Source organism: Egibacteraceae bacterium, assembly GCA_035540635.1.
GTDB lineage: Bacteria > Actinomycetota > Nitriliruptoria > Euzebyales > Egibacteraceae > DATLGH01.
In genome coordinates this window covers 18,010-35,853 of record DATLGH010000012.1, presented here as the reverse complement: position 1 = coordinate 35,853, position 17,844 = coordinate 18,010, and the positions used below count along the sequence as shown (strand labels likewise).

Genomic DNA, 17,844 nt, shown 5'->3' with positions numbered 1-17,844 from the left:
TGGCCGCACCGCCGGACCGGCGAAACCGGCCCCCTATCGCCCCGCGAGAGGACGAACGTGACCGCGTCGTTCGAGCTCACCGACGAGCAGGAGGAGCTGCGGCGCGTCGTCCGGCAGTTCGCGGCCGACCGCGTCGCCCCGCGCGCGGAGGAGATGAACGCGAAAGGGGAGTTCCCCCTCGACCTCGTCCGCGAGATGGCGGCCATGGGTCTGTTCGGCCTGCCGTTCGCCGAGGAGGACGGCGGCATGGGCGGCGACCTGCTGTCGCTCTGCCTCGCGATCGAGGAGATCGGACGGGTCGACCAGTCCCTCGGTGTGACCCTGGAGGCCGCGGTGGGGCTCGGCGCCATGCCCATCGCCCGGTTCGGCACGGACGAGCAGCGCGCGCGCTGGCTCCCGCCCCTCGCTCGCGGGGAGCGGCTCGCCGCCTTCGGACTCACCGAGCCCGGTGGCGGCACCGACGCCGGGGCGCTGCGCACCACCGCGGTGCGTGACGGCGACGACTGGGTCATAAACGGCGCCAAGCAGTTCATCACGAACGCCGGCACGGCCATCACCGCGCTCGTCGTCGTCGCCGCGGTGACCGACGAGGGGCCGCCCCGGAGGGTGACGAACTTCGTCGTGCCGACGGGCACGGCGGGTTTCACGGTCGGTGGCGGGTACCGCAAGGTCGGCTGGCACGCGAGCGACACCCGCGACCTCGCCTTCGTCGACTGCCGCGTCCCGGCCGACCACCAGCTCGGCGAGACCGGCAGGGGTCTGGGGAACCTCCTCGCCGTGCTCGACGAGGGCCGCATCGCCATCGCGGCGCTCGCCGTCGGACTCATCCAGGGCTGCGTCGACGAGTGCGTGCGCTATGCGCGCGAGCGGGAGGCGTTCGGCAGGCCGATCGGCTCGTACCAGGCCGTGGCGTTCAAGATCGCCGACATGGAGGCGGCAGCGGAGCTCGCCCGCAACCAGTACCGCCACGCCTGCCGGCTCGTGCAGGCCGGGAAACCCTTCACGAGGGCCGCGGCCATCGCGAAGCTCTACGCGACCGAGTCGGCGGTGACCGCCGCGCGCGAGGCCTGCCAGGTGTTCGGCGGCTACGGGTTCACCACCGAGTACCCGGTGGGCCGCTTCTACCAGGACGCGAAGATCCTCGAGATCGGCGAGGGCACCAGCGAGGTCCAGCGGCTGCTCATCGCCCGCTCGCTCGGGCTGGGGAGCTGAACCGCTCGAGGCCGGCGCCGATGAGACCGTTCATCCGCGCCGCGATCGTGTCCCAGCTGCGGTCGTGGAGCAGCCGGGCCGCGCGCCCGTAGCGCTCCAACCGGTCGTGACCGAGGACCCGGGCGCAGCCCTCGGCGAACGCCGGCCCGTCGTCGCAGAGGTCGACGAGCTCCGAGCAGTCCGCCACGACGTCGGGCACGCGGGTGGAGATGACCGGCAGGCCGGCGGCGAGGTACTCGAGCGTCTTCGTCGGGCTGATCGACCGGGTCGCGTCGTTCAGGGCGAAGGGCATGAGCGCGACGTCGAACCCCGCCATCACCTCCGGCAGCTCCTCGTAGCGGCGGGAGCCGAGCCATGAGAGGTTGGGCGCCTGCGGCAGCGACGAGGGGTCGATCTTCGCGACCGGTCCGACCATGCGGATCTCCCAGTCGGGCAGCGCCGCGGCGAGGTCGGCGACGAGCACCAGGTCGAGGCGCTCGTCGACCACGCCGACGTAGCCGGCGACGGGTCGGGAGCCGGTGCGCGGCTGGCGCTGCCGCGCCGTCGCGTAGTGCTGCGTCTCCACCCCGGAGGGGAACAGGTGCACGCCCGGCGTGCGGTGGCGCGTCACGGTCCGGTGCAGCGACCGGCCACCCGTGAAGACGATGTCCGCTCCCGCGAGTGTCTGGCGCTGGCGCAGGACGAGCTGGGGGGAGGCGCCCTTGAACGACGCGAGGTCGTCCATGACGTCGTAGACGAGCAGTGCGGGCTCCACCGCACGCGCCATGTCGAGGGCGAGGGGCGTGTAGAGCCAGGCCACACGGCCCTCTGACGGGCCGACGAGCTCGGCGACCGCCTCGCCGTAGCCGCTCTGGCCGGCGAGGTCGAACCCCACGGGCTCGCCCGGTTCGCCGAACGGGACCTCCATCCACACGCGGGTGACGGGCCCCGCCTGCTCGTGGCGGAGCACCGGGGCGTCGACGTCGCCGCGCGTCATCTCCTCGACGAAGAAGACTTTGCGGTCCGCGGCGAGGCGGGAGATCAGCTGCTGCGGCCGCTGCCAGACGAAGGTCCAGCGCAGGTGGGAGAAGACGACGAGCTCAGTGTTGGACATCGGCGATCCGAAACTCGATGCGGTCGTCATCGGACGAGGTCTGGGAGCAGCCCTCCCCCTCGGGCGGGGGTCGCCATTGCCAGTGCGCGAGCTGCGGCAGGTAGCCGCGCAGCCAGTCGCTGACCGGCTTGCGGAACCGGTAGGCGGGCAGCTCGGCGGCCGGTGCTCCCCCAGCCGCCAGGGCGTACGCGCGTGACATCGACGACCCCCTGCGCGCTCCGTCGCGGTCCACCCACCACACGCCGACGGGGTCGACGTTGCCGTCGCACCGGAAGAGCAGGGAGTCCCAGTCGCAGGAGTCGACGGCGGGGAACCAGCAGTACCCGTCGATGTCCACACCGGCCTCCTCGGCGAGCTCGCACTGCTCGAGCGTGTAGCGCAGCCAGCTCGCCCGGTCCGAGGCGTAGCCCCGCAGGTTCGTCTCGCTCAGCATGCAAAGCAGCCCGTAGCGGTCGGCGTACTCGACGATCAGCGACGCGAGTGGCGGCGGGTGCGGTGAGGGGATGACCCCGCCGGCGTCGGTGAAGTGCCACTGGCAGTGGGCGTAGTAGTCGAGCCCGAGCACGTCGATCGACAACGGCGCGATGTCGAGCAGATCCTCGCCCCCCGCGGCGAGCACGTCACGCACGAACGGCCGCTGCGGGTCGAGATCACGGCCGAGCAGCGCGTCGACGACGAAGAACCGCCGGTCGTTGGCCATCGTCGCGTAGCGGTGGCTCTGGCCCGGCTCGCCGGTGTGGCGCTCGCAGGTGTCGACGTACACGTGGCGTGCGTCGGGCAGCGCGTCGGCGTACATGCGGCCTGCTTCGGCGACCGCCGGGAGCACGTTGCGGAACAGCCGCACGAGGTCCGCCATGCCGCGCCCGTAGGGCGGCCAGATCGCCTCGTGCCCGGCCAGAAAGAGCGTCGAGAACGGCTCGTTGAACAGCGTGTACTCACGGGTCCAGGGGTAGCGGGCGGCGAACGCCTCGCAGAAACGCAGGTACGCGGTCCCGAAGCGGGTGTCGGCGAAGCCGTCGGTGAGCCAGGCGGGGTAGCTCGTGTGGTGCACGAGGTCGACGATCACGCCCATCCCGCATTCGCGCAGATGACCGAGCGTCGCGTCGGTCACCCGCCAGTCGTACGCGCCGGGGGAGGGCTCGACGCGGTGCCAGCGCACCGGGTAGCGCAGCCGGCGAACGCCGGCCGAACGCAGCAGCTCGACGTCCTGCGCCCACGCGGTGGCGTGCCCCGACGTCTCGAAGACGTCACGGTCGTGCGCCGGCAGGTACGTGCTTTCGAAACCCCCGACGAACTCGATGCCCACAGGAAGCCCTTCCTCGCTCGTTCGCCGGGCGAGTTGGTGGCCGGGCTCCGCTGCCACCTACCCTCGCCGGGAGGGCCCGCAAACGTCGCGTCGCGGCGTCAACGAGCGAGCAGCGCCGCGGTGCGGTCGGCGCAGGCCATGCCCTGGCTGATCGCCTCGTCCTGGTTGATGTAGAGGTAGTTCGCCAGCCGTCCCGCGAAGAGCACGGGCAGCGGAGCGCCAGCCTCGATCTCCGCCTTCAGCTCGGCGTTGCGGCGCTCGTTCACGCGGTCCACGGTCGGGACGGGGTAGTGCCGCGCGGGCGCGCCCGGGTACTCCTCGCTGACGACCGTGCCCGGCGCGCGCTGACCGGTCGCGTGCTTCGTCTCGACCGTGCGGGTGTACGGCACCCGCAGCGACGGGCGGTTCACGACGTACGCGGGGGTGCGCGTGGCCCCCTCGTCGTCGACGGGGTGGTAGGTCGAACGCATCGTGATCCCCCGCCACTCGAGCTCGCCGGAGCGACCGAGGAAGTCGTCGAGCGGCGCGGTGATGACGACGGCGTCGAACCGGCGGGCGAGCTCGGGCAGGTCATCGGCCAGGATCGTCACACCGCAGGTGACGGGTACGTCGGCGAGGACGGCCCCGATCACCTCGTTGACGCCTTCGGCCTCGAAGAACTCGTAGCGGTCGCGGAACAGCCGCCGGTTGCCGTCGCGGCGCAGGTCGATGCGCTTCGGCGCGAACCGGCTCGACAGCTCCGAGGGCTGGCGGCCCCACTGCTTCACCGTGTAGCCCTCGATGAACAACCGGTACAGGGTCGGCCCCATGAGGGACACCGCGAACGTCGCGAAGTCGTCGCCGTGCGGCTCGGGCGGCAGCTCGGAGAGCTCGCGCGCGATCTGCGACCAGATCGGCAGCGCCTCGAGCTCGGCGACCTGCGGCGGCCACGACAGCATCCAGGCCTCGTCGTCGTCGTCGGACAGGAACACCTCGGTGAGGACCTTGTGCTCGTAGGGCCGCCCCATCCCGAAGCGCTTCACGAAGGCGGCGACCTCCTCGTCGGAGGTGTGGAAGATGTGGGCGCCGTTCGGCTCGTAGACGACGCCGTTGATCGTCTCCACACGCGAGTGGCCGCCGACGACCGCCGCCCGCTCGAAGACCTCGACCGAGACCCCGCCCTCGTCCAGCAGCCGGGCGGTGACCGCGCCCGTCCAACCGGCGCCGACGATCGCGACGCGCTGCGGCATGAGTGAGCCTTCCGTGAGGGTTGCGGCGAGTGGACGCTCCGGCGCGAGCGGCGTCTACGCCAGACGCCGGCGACGGCCTCCTCCCCGCGCGGCCGCCAGGGCAAACGGCCTGCGGGTCAGGTGAGGATGAGGGGCACCTCCTCGAGGGCGCACGAGAGCTCGATCCGACCGTCGAGCACGGCGGTGTCCGCGGTCGTGCACGGCACGACGTCGGGCAGCGCGAGCGTCGGCAACCCGCCGGGCAGGCGCAGCGCCCCGCCCTCGAGCGCGAGCGGCAGCTGCACCTGGCGCCCGGCCACGTCCGCGATCACGCTGCCGCCCTCGAGGCGCACGGGCGCGCCGATCGCCTCCTGCAGCGCGGCGGCGTCGGCCGTCACGGTGACGTGACCGGACTGCATCCCGCGGACGCGGACGTTGCCGGCGAGCAGAGCGTCGCGGTCGAGCGACACGCCGCGCAGCTCGAAGCGCACCGACGTGAACGTGAGCTGCTGGCCGGCCACCTCGTCGAGGGTGACGGCGAGCCGGGGGAGTCGCTCGGTGGCGAGCAGTCGGGTGACGACGGGGAAGGTGCCGACGTCGGCGGAAACCCCCACCGCGCCCTCCGTGCGCGCCTGCACGTGCTCCTCGATGCGGGCCTCCGCCAGCTGGGGAGCGACCACCTCGATGGCGAGCGCGACGACGGCGAGGAGCAGCAGCAACCCCACGAGCACCTTCTTCATCCACGTGCCTTTCGCTGACAGACTCACGCGCGAGGGTAGTCCGCGCCGCCCCGGGCGTGCGGTACGGTCGCGGCATGGCAAAGGAGTCCGACGGCATCGACGCTGCTCTCGGTGAGTGGCTCGAGGCTCAGCCGGTGTTCTTCGTCGCCACGGCGCCGACCGCGGTCGACGGGCACGTGAACGTCTCCCCGAAGGGGCTCGACACCTTCCGCGTCCTGGGTGCGCGCGCGGTCGTCTACCAGGACCTCACCGGCAGCGGCGCGGAGACCGTCGCGCACCTGCGGGACAACGGCCGCATCGTGGTGATGTTCTGCGCCTTCTCCGGGCCGCCACGCATCGTTCGGCTCCACGGGCGGGGCACGGTCGTACTTCCCGGAGACGCGGGCTTCGACGATCTCGACGGCCGCTTCCCCGACCACCTTGGCACCCGCGCGTACGTGCGCGTGGACGTGAGCCGCGTGTCGAGCTCCTGCGGTTACGCGGTCCCGCTCATGCAGCTGCGGGGTGGCCGCGACGTGCTCGACAGGTGGAGCGCGAAGAAGGGCCCGGAGGGGCTGCGCGACTACCGCGCCAAGCGCAACGCGCGGAGCATCGACGGCCTGCCCGCCTACCCGCCGGCCCAGGCGTGACGGCCCCGCCGCGCCTCACCGGGGGAACAGGTCGACGGCGCTCGCCTTCACCGACACCCACGTCGGCTGACCCTCGCTGAGGGACAGGTCGGCGAGGCCCGCAGGGGTGATCTCGGCGACGATCGGTATCGGTCCCTCGACGTGCACGCGGACGTGGTCGCCGTGGAGGTCGATCTCGGCGACGGTGCCGCGCCAGGCGTTGCGGGGACTTCCCCGAGGAGCCTCGGGATGGAGCGCGACCGCCCGGGGATGGACGGTCGCAAAGACCTCGCCGCCGGCCGCGTCGGCCGTCCGCAGCGATCCTCCGCCCTCGAGCGCGACCGTGTGGTCGCGGGCCGTCCCCCGGTAGAGGTTGAGGCCGACGAGACGCGCGACCCACCTGGAGCGGGGCCGGCGGGCCACTTCCGCGGCTGCGCCGTCCTGCACGACCACGCCCTGCTCGACGATGACGAGGCGGTCCGCGAGCGCGATCGCCTCCAGTGGCTGGTGGGTGACGATGACGCACGGGCCACCGAAGGCGTCGAGGTGGCGACGAAGCAGGCGGCGCATCGACTGGCGGGCCTGCACGTCGAGGGCCGCCAGGGGCTCGTCGAGCAGGAGCAGCGCCGGCGAGCACGCGAGGGCCCGGGCGAGGGCGACCCGTTGCGCCTGCCCGCCCGACAGCGCGCCGGGCCGGGCCTGTGCGAGGCTCGCCAGCTCGACGCGACCGATCCATGCGGCGGCGATCTCGCGTGCGCGCCCTTTGCGCACCCCGCGGCAGCGCAGGCCGAACGCGACGTTGTCGAGGACGGACAGGTTGGGGAACAGCAGGTGGTCCTGGAAGACGAACCCGACGTCGCGGTCCTCGGCGGTACGACGGCTGGCGGTGGCGGGATCCTCGAGCACGCGCCCGTCGAGGACGACGCGGCCGGCCGACAGCGGCACGAGCCCGGCGAGGGCCCGCAGCAGCGTGGTCTTGCCCGCGCCGTTCGGCCCGAGCACGGCGACGACCTCACCGGCGGCCGCGTGAAGGCGCACGTCGAGGTGCAGGGCACCGACGTCGGCGACGACGTGCGCGTGCAGGCTCATCGGCCGCCGAGGAACCGGTCGCGCAACGCGACGAGGACCGCGACGGACACCGCGAGCAGCAGCAGGCTCAGCAGGTAGGCCGCCTCGGGGTTGCGCTGGAGCTCGACGTAGACTGCCAGCGGCATGGTCTGCGTGCGCCCGGACAGGTTGCCGGCGAAGGTGATGGTCGCGCCGAACTCCCCGAGAGCGCGCGCCCAGCACAACGCCATGCCCGCCGCCAGGGAGGGCCAGATGAGCGGCAGGGTCACCCGACGAAACGTCGTCCAGGGACCCGCCCCGAGCGTGGTCGCCGCGTCCTCGTAGCGGCGGTCGAGCAGGCGCAGGCCCGACTCGACCGTCACGACGAGGAAAGGCATCGCGACGAACGTCGCGGCGAGCACGACAGCCACCGGGGTGAACGGGATGACGATCCCCGTCGCCTGCGCGAGCGGCCCGCCGACGATGCCCCTGCGCCCGAACGCGAGGAGCAGCCCCACGCCGCCGACCACCGGGGGCAGCACCATGGGCAGGACCGCCAGCGCCCGCAGGAGGCTCTTGCCGGGGAAGTCGGCGCGGGCGAAGAGCAGCGCGAGGGGCAGGCCGAGGACGGTGGCGAGGACGAGGGCGGCGAGCGAGGAGAGCAGGGACAGCCGCAGGGCCTCGCCGACCGCGGGGTCGGCGAGGATCTCGGGCACCGTTCGCAGCGGTGTCCGTGCCACGAGCCCGGCGAGCGGGAGGAGCAGCAGGGCGAGACCCGCGACGGCGAGGGGCACCACCGGCCGGGGCAGGCCGCGCCGACCGGGGTCGCCGGTGCCCGTGCCGGCACGGCGCGCGGGTGCGGGTAGGCCGCTCATGGGCGCAGGAAGCCGTGCTCGGCGAGGATGTCCCGGGCCTCGGCACCGAGCACGAAGTCGACGAACGCGCGTGCCCCTCGGGGGTTCGGGGCGCCGTCCAGCCGGGCGATGAGGTAGGCCGCGCTGACATTGTGCTCGGGCGGGATGGCCACGCCCGCGACGCGGCCTGCCGCAGCGGCGACGTCGCTCGCGTAGACGATGGCCGCGTCGGCCTCGCCGAGGACGACCTTGCTCATCGCCGCACGCACGTCAGGTTCCCGCGTGGCGGGCCTCACCGTCACCCCTGCCGCCTCGAGGGCCGACCGGGCGTACGCGCCGGCCGGCACCTCCTCGCCGGCAAGGGCGAGGAGGAGACCGGGCTCACCGAGGTCGGCGAGCCCGGAGATCCCGAGCGGGTTGCCGGGCTCCACGGCGATCGCGAGGACGTTACGGGCGAAAACCGACGGCGGTGCGGCGAGGCTGCCCGCCGCCTCGACCGCGGCCATCTGCACGGGGTCGGCCGACGCGAGCACGTCGGCGGGCGCCCCCTCGACGACCTGGCGCGACAGCGTGTCGCTGCCGGCGAAGCTGAACCGCACCCCCACGGTCGGGTGCTTGCCGCGGAAGGCCTCACCCACCGCCGTGAAGCCCTCGGCGAGCGACGCGGCGGCGAACACGACGACCTCCCCGTCGGGGGTGTCGTCGGAGCCGGTCGCACCCGCGCACGCCGAGACGACGAGCGTCAGCGCCATGGCGAGCAGGAGGGGGCGCAGCACGGGAAGCAGGCGTCGCGCCATGGCCGCGACCGGCACCCCCGGCATGGGGGAATGCTGGCAGCGGTCGCGGTTCGGTGTCAACCGTGGGCGCTCATGCTCTCGAGAGGACGGCGAGCTTCATAGCGGCACCGATAGTCACGGGGCCCTCCGGGGTGAAGGCCCCCCGCCGGAGGGTAGAGGTATCACCATGGTCGTGACCAAGGACCATCTGGCCGGTACCGCCCTGATGCCCGAGCAGCTGCTGCCCGAAGTGGCCTTGACCGACGCCGGCAGCGGCGAGCCGTGGCGCCCGTCGGAGCTGCGGCAGCGCTCGGCCGTCGTCCTGTGCTTCCTGCACGCGCGCTGCGACGCGTGCGCGCGCACGGTCGCACAGCTGGCCGAGCGCGAAGAGGCCATCCGACGCGCCGACGCCCAGGTCCGGGTCGTGCTGCCGGAGGCGGTCGACGGCCCCTTCCCCTGCGCCGACGGTGCCTACCGGGTCATGGTCGACGAGGACGGGCAGGCGCGGGAGCGGATGCTCGGTCCCGACGGCAGGCTGCCGACCGTTCTCGTCGCGGACCGCTACACCGCCGTCGTGGAGTCCTTCCCGGCGCCCGACCATCGCTTTCCCGACCCCGACGAGGTCGTCGACACGCTGCGTTACGTCGCCTGCGACTGCTCGTAGGGGGACCCGCACTTCTGTCGCCCTCCACGAGCCGCCATCAGGCTGCTCTGGGGGATCGCACAACAGGGGGCGGGCGGCCCCGCGGTCGTCCACGACCACCTCGCACACCCTCCCCGCCGCACACCACCATCCGTGCGGTGTCCACGAGACGGGCCCGTGCGCGGGAATCTTGGCGCGGGGGGTGCGCGGCGACCGGCGCGACGGCCGGTGGCCGGCCCCCAACGTTGCACCAATCCGGCGCATGCGCGGGAAACCCGGGGCGGCGGCCTCCAGCTGGACGGGCGGCGGCCGGGGCCTGCGCCGCCGTTGCGCAAACGGGGGTTTCCGCGGGTGTCGGGCGCATGGTCGGGCCCCGCTGCTCGTCGTGGCGGTGGTGGCCGCGGTGGCCCCGACGCTGCTCGCGTTGCGGGCCGAGCGCGGCGTCGACTTCGCCGACACGCCGCCGGCCGCCGAGGAGCCCGCGGCGGAGCCCTCCGTGGACGAGGCTACATGGTCGAGGTGGAGCGGTCCGACGGTGACCTGCGGGTTCAGCCGCTCATGCGGGCGGGATAGCCCGACCAGCCGCGCGCCTGTCGCCGGTGCGGCTCCTGCCAGCCGGCGAGGTCGGGCCCCGCCGGCACGATGCCCGACGGGTTGAGCTGGGTGTGCACGAGGTGGTAGTGCCGCTTGATGTGGTCGAAGTCGACCGTGTCACCGAAGCCGGGCGTCTGGTAGAGGTCGCGGGCGTAGGCCCACAGCACCGGATTCTCCGACAGCTTCTCCCGGTTGCACTTGAAATGGCCGTGGTAGACGGCGTCGAAGCGCACGAGGGTGGTGAACAGGCGCACGTCGGCCTCGGTGATCTGGTCGCCGGCGAGGTAGCGGCTCCGCGCGAGGCGCTCGGTGAGCCAGTCGAGCCGGCGGAACAACCGCTCGTAGGCCCGCTCGTAGGCCTGCTGGGTCTGTGCGAACCCCGCCTGGTAGACGCCGTTGTTCACGTCGCGGAAGACGAGCGCGTTGACCTCGTCGATCTCCTCGCGCAGGTCCTCGGGGTAGAGGTCGGGCGCGCCCGGTCGGTGGTGGGCTTGCCACTGCGTGGCGAGGTCGAGGGTTATCTGGTGGTAGTCGTTCGTGACGAGCCGCCCCGATGGCACGTCGACGATCGCCGGCACGCTGACGCCGCCCTCGTAGGAGGGGTCGGCGGCGTGGTAGGCCTCGGACAGGTAGCGGATGCCGAGCACGGGATCGCGGCCGTCGGGGTCGAGGGTGAAGCGCCAGCTCCGCGCGTCCTGGATCGGGTCGACCACGGCCAGCGAGATGACGTCCTCCAGGCCGAGCAGCCGGCGCACGATCAGCGAACGGTGCGCCCACGGGCAGGCGAGGCTGACGACGAGCCGGTAGCGCCGGGGCTCCACGGGCCACGGCGAGCCGCCGTCGACGGTGATCCGGGCGTCGAAGAGGTCGGTGGACCGGACGAAGTCCCCGTTGTGGTCGAGCGTGGTCTGCTGCATGGCTGCTTCCTACCCCTCGCGCCGCGCCCCCCAAGCGCGACGGACGCGAGGGGCCAGGCTCCTCGCGTCCGTCGGGAACTCGGTGGATCAGGTGGAGCTAGGACCCTCCGGTGCCGGCGCCACCGCCACCAGCGCCGCCGCCGTCGGTGCCGGCGGGTGTGTCGGTCGTGCCTCCGTCGCCGGCCCCCTGGTCGCAGGCGACGCCGCCAAGCGCGAGCAGGGCCGCGAGGGCGGCCGCGGTGAGCGTCTTGCGTGCAGTCACGGTGATCTCCTTGGCCTGTGGCTCCACGCCGTCGCGGAGTCGCAAGGCCGATCCATTCCCCGAACACCTACGTTCAACCTCGTATGACCGCGGCAATTTCTCCGCCCGGGGACGAGCGGGCCGGGCGGAACCCGGGCTCAGCGGGCGTGGTGAGGGCTCCGGGGGCCTCGGGCCAGCCGCTACACCTGCTCCTCGGTGTAGTCGCGCACGTCGCCGACGAGGTTCCGCAGCCGCTCGACGCCCTCCTCGGGCCCCGTGACGAGGAGGCGGTCCCCCGCCTCGAGCCGCCGGCGACCACGCGGACGGTAGATCCACCGGCCGGCACGTTGGATCGCGAGCACGTACATCCCCGTCTCCGTCTCCAGCGACAGGTCCTTCAGGGTCTGCTGCTCGGCGGCGGACCCGGCGGACACGACGGCGTCGGCGACGATCTCGTCCGCTTCGCGCAGCGCCACCGCGACGATCGGATGGGGGTCCTCGTCCGCTTCGACGAGCCGGGTCATCTCCTTCGCCGCGTCGGCGATGCGCTCCGACGAGTTGCCGATCTGCAGCAGTCCGCGGAGCTCGCCGAGCTCGGAGTCTTCGAGCCCGCCGGCTGCCCTGAGGACCCAGCGCTGCAGCTCGTAGTAGAGGTCGTCGCATTTGTCCTCGACGGTGGAGACCTCGCCGACGAGCCCGCGGTCACGGAACAGGATCGCCGAGTAGGCCAGTCCCACGGCCACCTCGGTGGCGTTCTTCAGCTCGACGAGGATGTCGACGGCCCGGTCGAGGTCGCTCAGGCGGGCCGCCTGCGCCGGCGGCGCGAGGCCGAAGGGCTCGCCGCCGGCCAGCGATCGCACGCGGTCCACGCCCTCCGCGGGGCCTTGGAGGAACAGCACGTCCCCCTCGGCGAGGACCGTGTCGCCCGAGGGGCCCCACAGGTACTCGACGTCGCGCCGGATGGCGATGACCCACATGCCGGTCTCGCGCGGGAGCATGAGCTGGCGCAACGGTCGGCCGGCGAGCCGGTTGTCCGCCCGGAGCTTGACGCGCGCGGTCACCTCCTCGGCGTGGCGCAGGTCGTCGCGGAGCTCGCCGGGTACGTCGAGGCCCTTCAGGACGACCCGGGCGATGTCCTCGGCGGCGTCGGCGATCTCCTCCATGGAGTTGACCATGCCGAGCACGCCGGCGAGCTGCTCGGCGTCGTCGGGGGAGCGGGCGGCGAGCATGCACATCACCCGCAGCTCGTGCATCGCCACGTCCATGCGCTCTTCGAGGCGGATGACCTCGCGCCCGAGGTCGTCGTCGCCGAAGAACACCGCGGCGTAGGCGAGGTCCACCATGAGCTCGGAGGCGTCCTTCGCCTCCACGAGGAGGTCTTTCACATTGCGTCGCATGTCAGCCCACTCCGAACAGCGCGATCGCCGCAACCAAGCACAGGACGCCGAGAAAGTCCATGGTTGCGGTGACGATGGGGATGCCGTGGTTGTCAGGGTCCAGACCGAACCGAAACGTCGCCGTCGCCGCGTAGTAGGCGACCGCGAACAGGAACACGAAGGCGAGCAGGCCCCCGGTGAGTGCCACGCCGACCATCGTGGCCAGCCCGGGGGAGTCGAAACCGAACACGATCGAGACCGTGTGCGCGATGAGCCCCACCCCGGCGAACGCCGCCACGCTGAACAGCACGGTGATGGACCCCTCGAACGCGGCGATCTTCTCCGGCCACCGGCGCGGGCTGATGAGGCCGAGGTGCAGCTCGCTGCCGAGCCGGGCGGACAGAATCCCGCCGAGGGAGCCGCAGTTCGCGATGAACGGCGGGATGAGCACGAGCAGTGCCTGGTTGGTCACGAATGCCTCGACGCGGGCCTCGAGAACCCCGCCGGCGAGGATGTCGACGATGGCCGCGTAGGTCAGGACCGGCAGGCTCTCGAGCATGATGCGCCGGGTGATCTGGCCCGGGCTGCGCAGGCCGGTCCACACGGCCCCGACCGCGAATGCGAGCAGCACCGCCCCGAGCACGGCGCTGAAGGTCTCGTCGGCCACGAGGAAGGTCGCGACGACGAGCGCCGGCAGGGTGACGATGTCGCCGGTGGTCGTGACGAGCGGCGCCCCGATTGCGTCCATGTCCCAGCCGCGGCGCTGCGCGGTGGTGGCCAGAGCGATGACCATCACGACGATGAAGGCGCTCGCGAGGACCCCCCCGACCATGGAGATGACCATGAGCCGCCACACCGCGATGCTCGGCAGGCCGAACGCCGCCGCGAGCGCCCGGGCGGCGAGCGCGGCGAGCGCCGAGCTGAACAGCGTGAGCAGCGCCGCCGCCTCGACGTTCTGTCCGGTGAACGACCGGCGGTCCCACTGGGTGGTGAACTGTCCGGTCAGGATGCCCGTGCCGAGCCGGGCGGCGAGAGCCCCGAAGATCGCTCCGCGCATCCCGATGGCGGCAGGGATGAGCAGGAAAAGGCCAGGAAGGGCGTGCAGCAGCTCGTCCATGAACCCGAGCACGGTGCCGGCGGCCATCCCGACGCCAGAGGAGATGGCGAGGGCGGTGAAGCCCTGTCGCAGGGTGCGCCGCTCCTGAGTCCAGTAGCCGAACACCTCCCGGGGCAGCCCAGGGTTGAATCGCATCCTGTGCCATCCTTCCGCCGCAGCGGCGGAGTCTACGCATGCGCACGGAGCGACAGCCGGCGTTGACGTGGCCGGGGCGTGTCAGGCGGGACCGGTCACGAAGGCGTGGACCCGCCCGTCGGGGGCGGTGTCGGTGAAGCCGCGGTCGCCGGTTGCGAGCCACCCCGCAGCGAACACCTCGGCGTCGAGGTCCGCACGCCCGTCGTAACCGGCCATCACGACCGGGCCTCGCACGGCCAGCTGACCAGTTCGCCCGTGCGGGAAGGGGCTGCCGTCCGCATCGAGTGCGGCCACCGCCGCGCGCGCCGTGACCGCACCGACCGGCCGACCGGCGGCCGATCGCATCCACGCCGTCGTCTCCCCGTCGGCGGGGAGCGGGGACAGGGTCGAGGCGCAGCAGGCCTCGACCACGCCGTGGCCGACGGCGACGGGCAGGCGCTGCCCCGCATCGGTCAGCACGTCCGACGCCGCACCGCTGGCCACGAGCACGCCCCGCAGCCCCTCGGGAGGATCGCCCTCGGGCAGCCGGTCGACCACGGTCGGTGACGCGAGCAGCAGCGTGACGCGCTCCCCGGCGGCGCGCCGCCACAGCCCCGCGGGGTCCGGCGCGCGGTTGAGCACGACGGAGCCCCCGGCGACCAGCGGCCCGAGGTGGCCGAGGGCGAGCGAGTCGACGAGCTGCACCGGCTGGGCGCAGAGCACCCGGTCGCCGGGCCCGACCCCCCAGGCGCACACGGCTTCTGCGGCCGCGAGCAGGTTGCCCTGCGTGAGCCGCACCTTCGCGGGCGACACCCCGCCTCCCGGCACGAGGAGGGCGTCGTCATCGAGGCGCACCTCGGGGTCGTCGTAGTCGTCGGCGAACGCGGGAACCTCCTCCCCGTAGGGCAGCACGTCGGGGGGCAGCGCCGCGGGAGCGGTCAGGCGGGCGCCCATTCCCGTGCCGACGGCGACGAGGCGGCACGGGGCGCCGCCGCCGAAACCGTCGCCGCCGAGCAGGTTCTCCCGCACGAACGCCGCCGCCGCACTGGGCCCCGGGCCCAGGGCCGGTTCCGGGCCCGGGTCCCCGGCGGTGAGCGGGACGACACAGGAGCCGACCTTCCAGCAGGCGAATGCGACGACGAGGGCCGTCCAGTGGTCGCCGAGCACCGTCGCGACCCGATCGCCCCGTCCGACCCCGAGCTCCTCGACGAGCAGGTTGGCTGTCTTTGCCACCCAGTTGTCGAAGGTCGCGTAGGACAGCTCGGTGCGCTCGCCGGACGCGTCGTCGTAGAAGGTGAGGAAGGGGTGGTGGCCCCGCGCCGCGACGCGCTCGGCCAAGAGCGCCGACAGGTTCCTCGCCGCCGGAGGGTCGCCTGCGGGCAGCCGTCGGGCGGCGCCGGCCAGCTCGTCGAGGGAGCCCATGGCGACCGATCGTAGCCGCCTCGACCGGCCGGTCGGCCCGTCGGGCATGGTGGAGGCCCGGTCGGCCAACGTGTACGGTTCCGGGGTTGCCGTCGCGGGACGCGAGGGTGCCGCCACGCCGGCGGTGAGCACGCGCACCGTTGTTCCCCACACCAACGCTGCACCAACGGAAAGAGACGACGTCGCGGTGTCCGAACTCGGCCAGAACCTGCCTCCCGGGCAGTTCGGTCCGGCGCACAGCGGCGGTCGGCCCACCGGGGGATGGTCATGGCGGCGGGTCGCGATGCTCGCCACGACGTTCGCAATCGTCGTGGGCATCACGACGTCGGTCACCGCCGGTGCGCTGCTGTGGTACGGCGAGCGCGCGGTGAGCCGGGTGGACGTGCCGGGCCTCGTGACCGGGGGTCCCGCCGTCGGCGCGGTCGAGGAGGTCTCCGAGGTGCTCAACGTGCTGCTCGTCGGCGACGACAGCCGCGACGGGCTCACCGACGAGCAGCTGCAGGCGCTCGGCACCGACGCGACCGAGGGCGGCCGGACCGACACGATCATGCTCCTGCAGATCGACCCGAACCGGGAGCGCGCGGCGCTGCTGAGCTTCCCGCGTGACCTTCTCGTCACCCGCTGCGACGGCAGCAGGGGCAGGATCAACGGCGCGTACGGGAAAGGGGAGGAGACCGGCGTGGGCGGCGCCGCCTGCCTCGTCGAGACCGTCACGACGTTCACCGGCATCCCGATCAACCACTACGTCGAGGTCAACTTCGCCGGTTTCATCGACGTCGTCGACGTGCTCGGAGGCGTGACGCTCTACGTCGAGAAGCCGGGGATCCGCGACCGCTACGCCGGGCTCGACCTCGCACCGGGCTGCCAGCGGCTCGACGGCGCGCAGGCCCTCGGTTTCGTGCGGGCCCGCAGGATAGACAACGACTTCGGCCGGATGGCCCGCCAGCAGCGCTTCATCCGCGAGCTCGTCAACGAGATCACGAGCGCGGGCACGCTGCTCAACGTCCCCCGGCTCTTCGCCCTCGTCGACGCCACCGGCCGGGCGGTGAAGACCGACCGGGCGCTGTCGCTCGCGGACATGCGCCGCATCGCCTTCAGCCTCCGCAACTTCACCGAGGAGCAGCTCGACGCGCGGGTCGTCCCCGCGGTGCCCCGGACGATCAACGGGGCGGCGATGGTGGTCGCCAAGGAGGAGGAGGCGGAGGAGCTGTTCCGCGCGTTCCGCGAGGGCACGCTCGCCCCGGACGACCTCGGCCGCGAGGAACCGCGTGCGCTCGTCGCCGAGGACGTGCCGGCGCTCGTGGTCCTGAACGGCGCCGGGGTCAACGGGCTCGCGGCAGCCGCCGCGGAGCTCCTCGCGGGGCAGGGCTTCGAGGTGGCGTCGACCGCCAACGCCGAGAGCTTCGACTACGAGCGGGTCCACGTGCTGCATCCGCCGGGGCTCCGGGAGGAGGCGGAGCTCGTCGCCGGCGCGTTCGGCGACGCCGTGCTCGAGCCGGGCGACCCCGACGACGGCTTCACGGTCGTGGTCGGCAGCCACTTCGACCCCGCTACCGTCGACGAGCCTCCCGAGGCGGATGCGCAGGAGAGCCCCGAGCCGTCACCGCAAAGCGGCGCGGCCAGCCCCGAGCCGTCGCCCTCGCCGACGTACCTCGGGGCCACCGCGCACAGGGACCGCTGCTGACTCGGAGTTGATGCATGAAGGGAATCGTGCTAGCCGGAGGCAGCGGCACACGCCTGCACCCCGTCACGCTTTCGGTGTCGAAGCAGCTGCTGCCGGTCTACGACAAGCCGATGATCTACTACCCCGTGTCGGTGCTTCTGCTAGCCGGCATCACCGACATCCTCGTGATCTCCACGCCGGCCGATCTGCCGCTGTTCCGCCGACTGCTCGGCGACGGCGCCGATCTCGGCATCGCGTTCTCCTACGCGGTGCAGCCGGAACCCCGCGGCCTCGCGGAGGCGTTCGTGATCGGGGCGGACTTCGTCGGCGGCGCCCACGCCTGCCTCGTCCTCGGCGACAACCTCTTCCACGGGCACGGCTTCCCGCAGATGATCCAGGAGGAGGCCGCAACCGTCGACGGCTGCACGCTGTTCGGCTACCCCGTCACCGACCCGCAGCGCTACGGCGTCGTCGAGGCGGGACCCGACGGCCGCGTCGTGTCCATCGAGGAGAAGCCCGCACAGCCGAAGTCCAACCTTGCGATCACCGGCCTCTACCTCTACGACAACGACGTGCTCGAGATCGCGAAGAACCTCTCGCCGTCCGCGCGTGGCGAGCTCGAGATCACCGACGTGAACAACACCTACCTTCGGGCGGGCAGGGCCAAGGTCGTGAACCTCGGCCGCGGTATGGCGTGGCTCGACACCGGCACGCACGACAGCCTGCTCGAGGCGGCGACGTTCGTGCAGGTGCTCGAGCACCGTCAGGGCGTGCACATCGCCTGCCTCGAGGAGGTCGCCTACCGGATGGGCTACATCGACCGCGACCAGCTCGCCCTGCTCGGCCGGCGTCACGGCACGTCCTCCTACGGCGCGTACGTCCGCCGGCTGGCTGCCGAGGGTTGAGCAGCGCG

The 17,844-nt window shown here is 72.8% G+C and carries 17 protein-coding genes; 5 read left to right on the top strand and 12 right to left on the bottom strand.

The annotated features are described in order from the left end of the window. Positions 1-57: 57 nt before the first annotated feature. A complete protein-coding gene (locus VM324_02425) occupies positions 58-1,212 on the top strand; it encodes an acyl-CoA dehydrogenase family protein (GenBank protein HVL98132.1) in 1,155 nt (384 codons plus the stop codon). Here VM324_02425 and VM324_02420 read toward each other — a convergent pair. The 4 genes from VM324_02420 to VM324_02405 all read right to left on the bottom strand — a co-directional run bounded on the left by VM324_02420 (position 1,181) and on the right by VM324_02405 (position 5,559). Further along, positions 1,181-2,305: a glycosyltransferase gene (locus VM324_02420; protein ID HVL98131.1), complete on the bottom strand. Its 1,125-nt coding sequence runs from the start codon at positions 2,303-2,305 to the stop codon at positions 1,181-1,183. The genes VM324_02425 and VM324_02420 overlap by 32 nt on opposite strands. Continuing rightward, positions 2,292-3,611 (bottom strand): family 1 glycosylhydrolase, encoded by a 1,320-nt coding sequence (locus tag VM324_02415; GenBank protein ID HVL98130.1) that lies wholly within the window; start codon positions 3,609-3,611, stop codon positions 2,292-2,294. Before VM324_02415 ends, VM324_02420 begins: the two co-directional genes overlap by 14 nt. Before the next feature lie 98 nt (positions 3,612-3,709). After that, complete coding sequence (locus tag VM324_02410; GenBank protein HVL98129.1) at positions 3,710-4,840, bottom strand: UDP-galactopyranose mutase; 1,131 nt, start codon at positions 4,838-4,840, stop codon at positions 3,710-3,712. A 116-nt stretch (positions 4,841-4,956) separates the two neighbouring features. After that, positions 4,957-5,559 (bottom strand): LmeA family phospholipid-binding protein, encoded by a 603-nt coding sequence (locus tag VM324_02405; GenBank protein HVL98128.1) that lies wholly within the window; start codon positions 5,557-5,559, stop codon positions 4,957-4,959. 74 nt (positions 5,560-5,633) lie between these two features. Here VM324_02405 and VM324_02400 point away from each other — a divergent pair, with 74 nt between their 5' ends. Continuing rightward, positions 5,634-6,188, top strand: coding sequence for a pyridoxamine 5'-phosphate oxidase family protein (locus VM324_02400; GenBank protein ID HVL98127.1), 555 nt, complete (start codon positions 5,634-5,636; stop codon positions 6,186-6,188). Between the two features lie 15 nt (positions 6,189-6,203). Here the strand turns inward: VM324_02400 and VM324_02395 are convergent, their stop codons facing one another. From VM324_02395 to modA, 3 genes are read right to left on the bottom strand one after another with little or no spacing between them, the layout of a single operon-like run. Further along, on the bottom strand, positions 6,204-7,256 hold the full coding sequence (locus VM324_02395; GenBank protein HVL98126.1) for an ABC transporter ATP-binding protein: 1,053 nt from the start codon (positions 7,254-7,256) through the stop codon (positions 6,204-6,206). Further along, positions 7,253-8,089, bottom strand: a complete 837-nt coding sequence (locus VM324_02390) for an ABC transporter permease (protein HVL98125.1) — start codon at positions 8,087-8,089, stop codon at positions 7,253-7,255. The genes VM324_02395 and VM324_02390 overlap by 4 nt, the downstream gene beginning before the upstream one ends. After that, a complete protein-coding gene (modA, locus tag VM324_02385) occupies positions 8,086-8,889 on the bottom strand; it encodes a molybdate ABC transporter substrate-binding protein (GenBank protein HVL98124.1) in 804 nt (267 codons plus the stop codon). Before modA ends, VM324_02390 begins: the two co-directional genes overlap by 4 nt. Positions 8,890-9,031: 142 nt before the next feature. Between modA and VM324_02380 the strand changes: the two genes are divergently transcribed. After that, entirely contained in the window at positions 9,032-9,508 is a 477-nt protein-coding gene (locus tag VM324_02380) for a hypothetical protein (protein ID HVL98123.1), read from the top strand. A 527-nt stretch (positions 9,509-10,035) separates the two neighbouring features. Here the strand turns inward: VM324_02380 and VM324_02375 are convergent. The 5 genes from VM324_02375 to VM324_02355 form a co-directional block, all read right to left on the bottom strand. Continuing rightward, positions 10,036-10,998 (bottom strand): glutathione S-transferase C-terminal domain-containing protein, encoded by a 963-nt coding sequence (locus VM324_02375; protein ID HVL98122.1) that lies wholly within the window; start codon positions 10,996-10,998, stop codon positions 10,036-10,038. Between the two features lie 97 nt (positions 10,999-11,095). After that, positions 11,096-11,305, bottom strand: a complete 210-nt coding sequence (locus tag VM324_02370; GenBank protein ID HVL98121.1) for a hypothetical protein — start codon at positions 11,303-11,305, stop codon at positions 11,096-11,098. Between the two features lie 134 nt (positions 11,306-11,439). Continuing rightward, positions 11,440-12,636: a TrkA C-terminal domain-containing protein gene (locus VM324_02365; GenBank protein ID HVL98120.1), complete on the bottom strand. Its 1,197-nt coding sequence runs from the start codon at positions 12,634-12,636 to the stop codon at positions 11,440-11,442. A gap of 1 nt (position 12,637) precedes the next feature. Continuing rightward, complete coding sequence (locus VM324_02360) at positions 12,638-13,867, bottom strand: magnesium transporter (GenBank protein HVL98119.1); 1,230 nt, start codon at positions 13,865-13,867, stop codon at positions 12,638-12,640. Positions 13,868-13,948: 81 nt separating this feature from the next. Then, positions 13,949-15,268 carry a TIGR03089 family protein gene (locus VM324_02355; GenBank protein ID HVL98118.1) on the bottom strand — a complete coding sequence of 440 codons (1,320 nt, stop codon included), beginning with the start codon at positions 15,266-15,268 and terminating at the stop codon, positions 13,949-13,951. Here VM324_02355 and VM324_02350 point away from each other — a divergent pair. Both VM324_02350 and rfbA read left to right on the top strand, forming a co-directional pair. Beyond that, positions 15,267-16,952: an LCP family protein gene (locus VM324_02350; protein HVL98117.1), complete on the top strand. Its 1,686-nt coding sequence runs from the start codon at positions 15,267-15,269 to the stop codon at positions 16,950-16,952. The two genes, VM324_02355 and VM324_02350, sit on opposite strands and share 2 nt — an antisense overlap. 14 nt (positions 16,953-16,966) lie before the next feature. Then, positions 16,967-17,836, top strand: coding sequence for a glucose-1-phosphate thymidylyltransferase RfbA (gene rfbA / locus VM324_02345; protein HVL98116.1), 870 nt, complete (start codon positions 16,967-16,969; stop codon positions 17,834-17,836). Positions 17,837-17,844 lie beyond the last annotated feature (8 nt).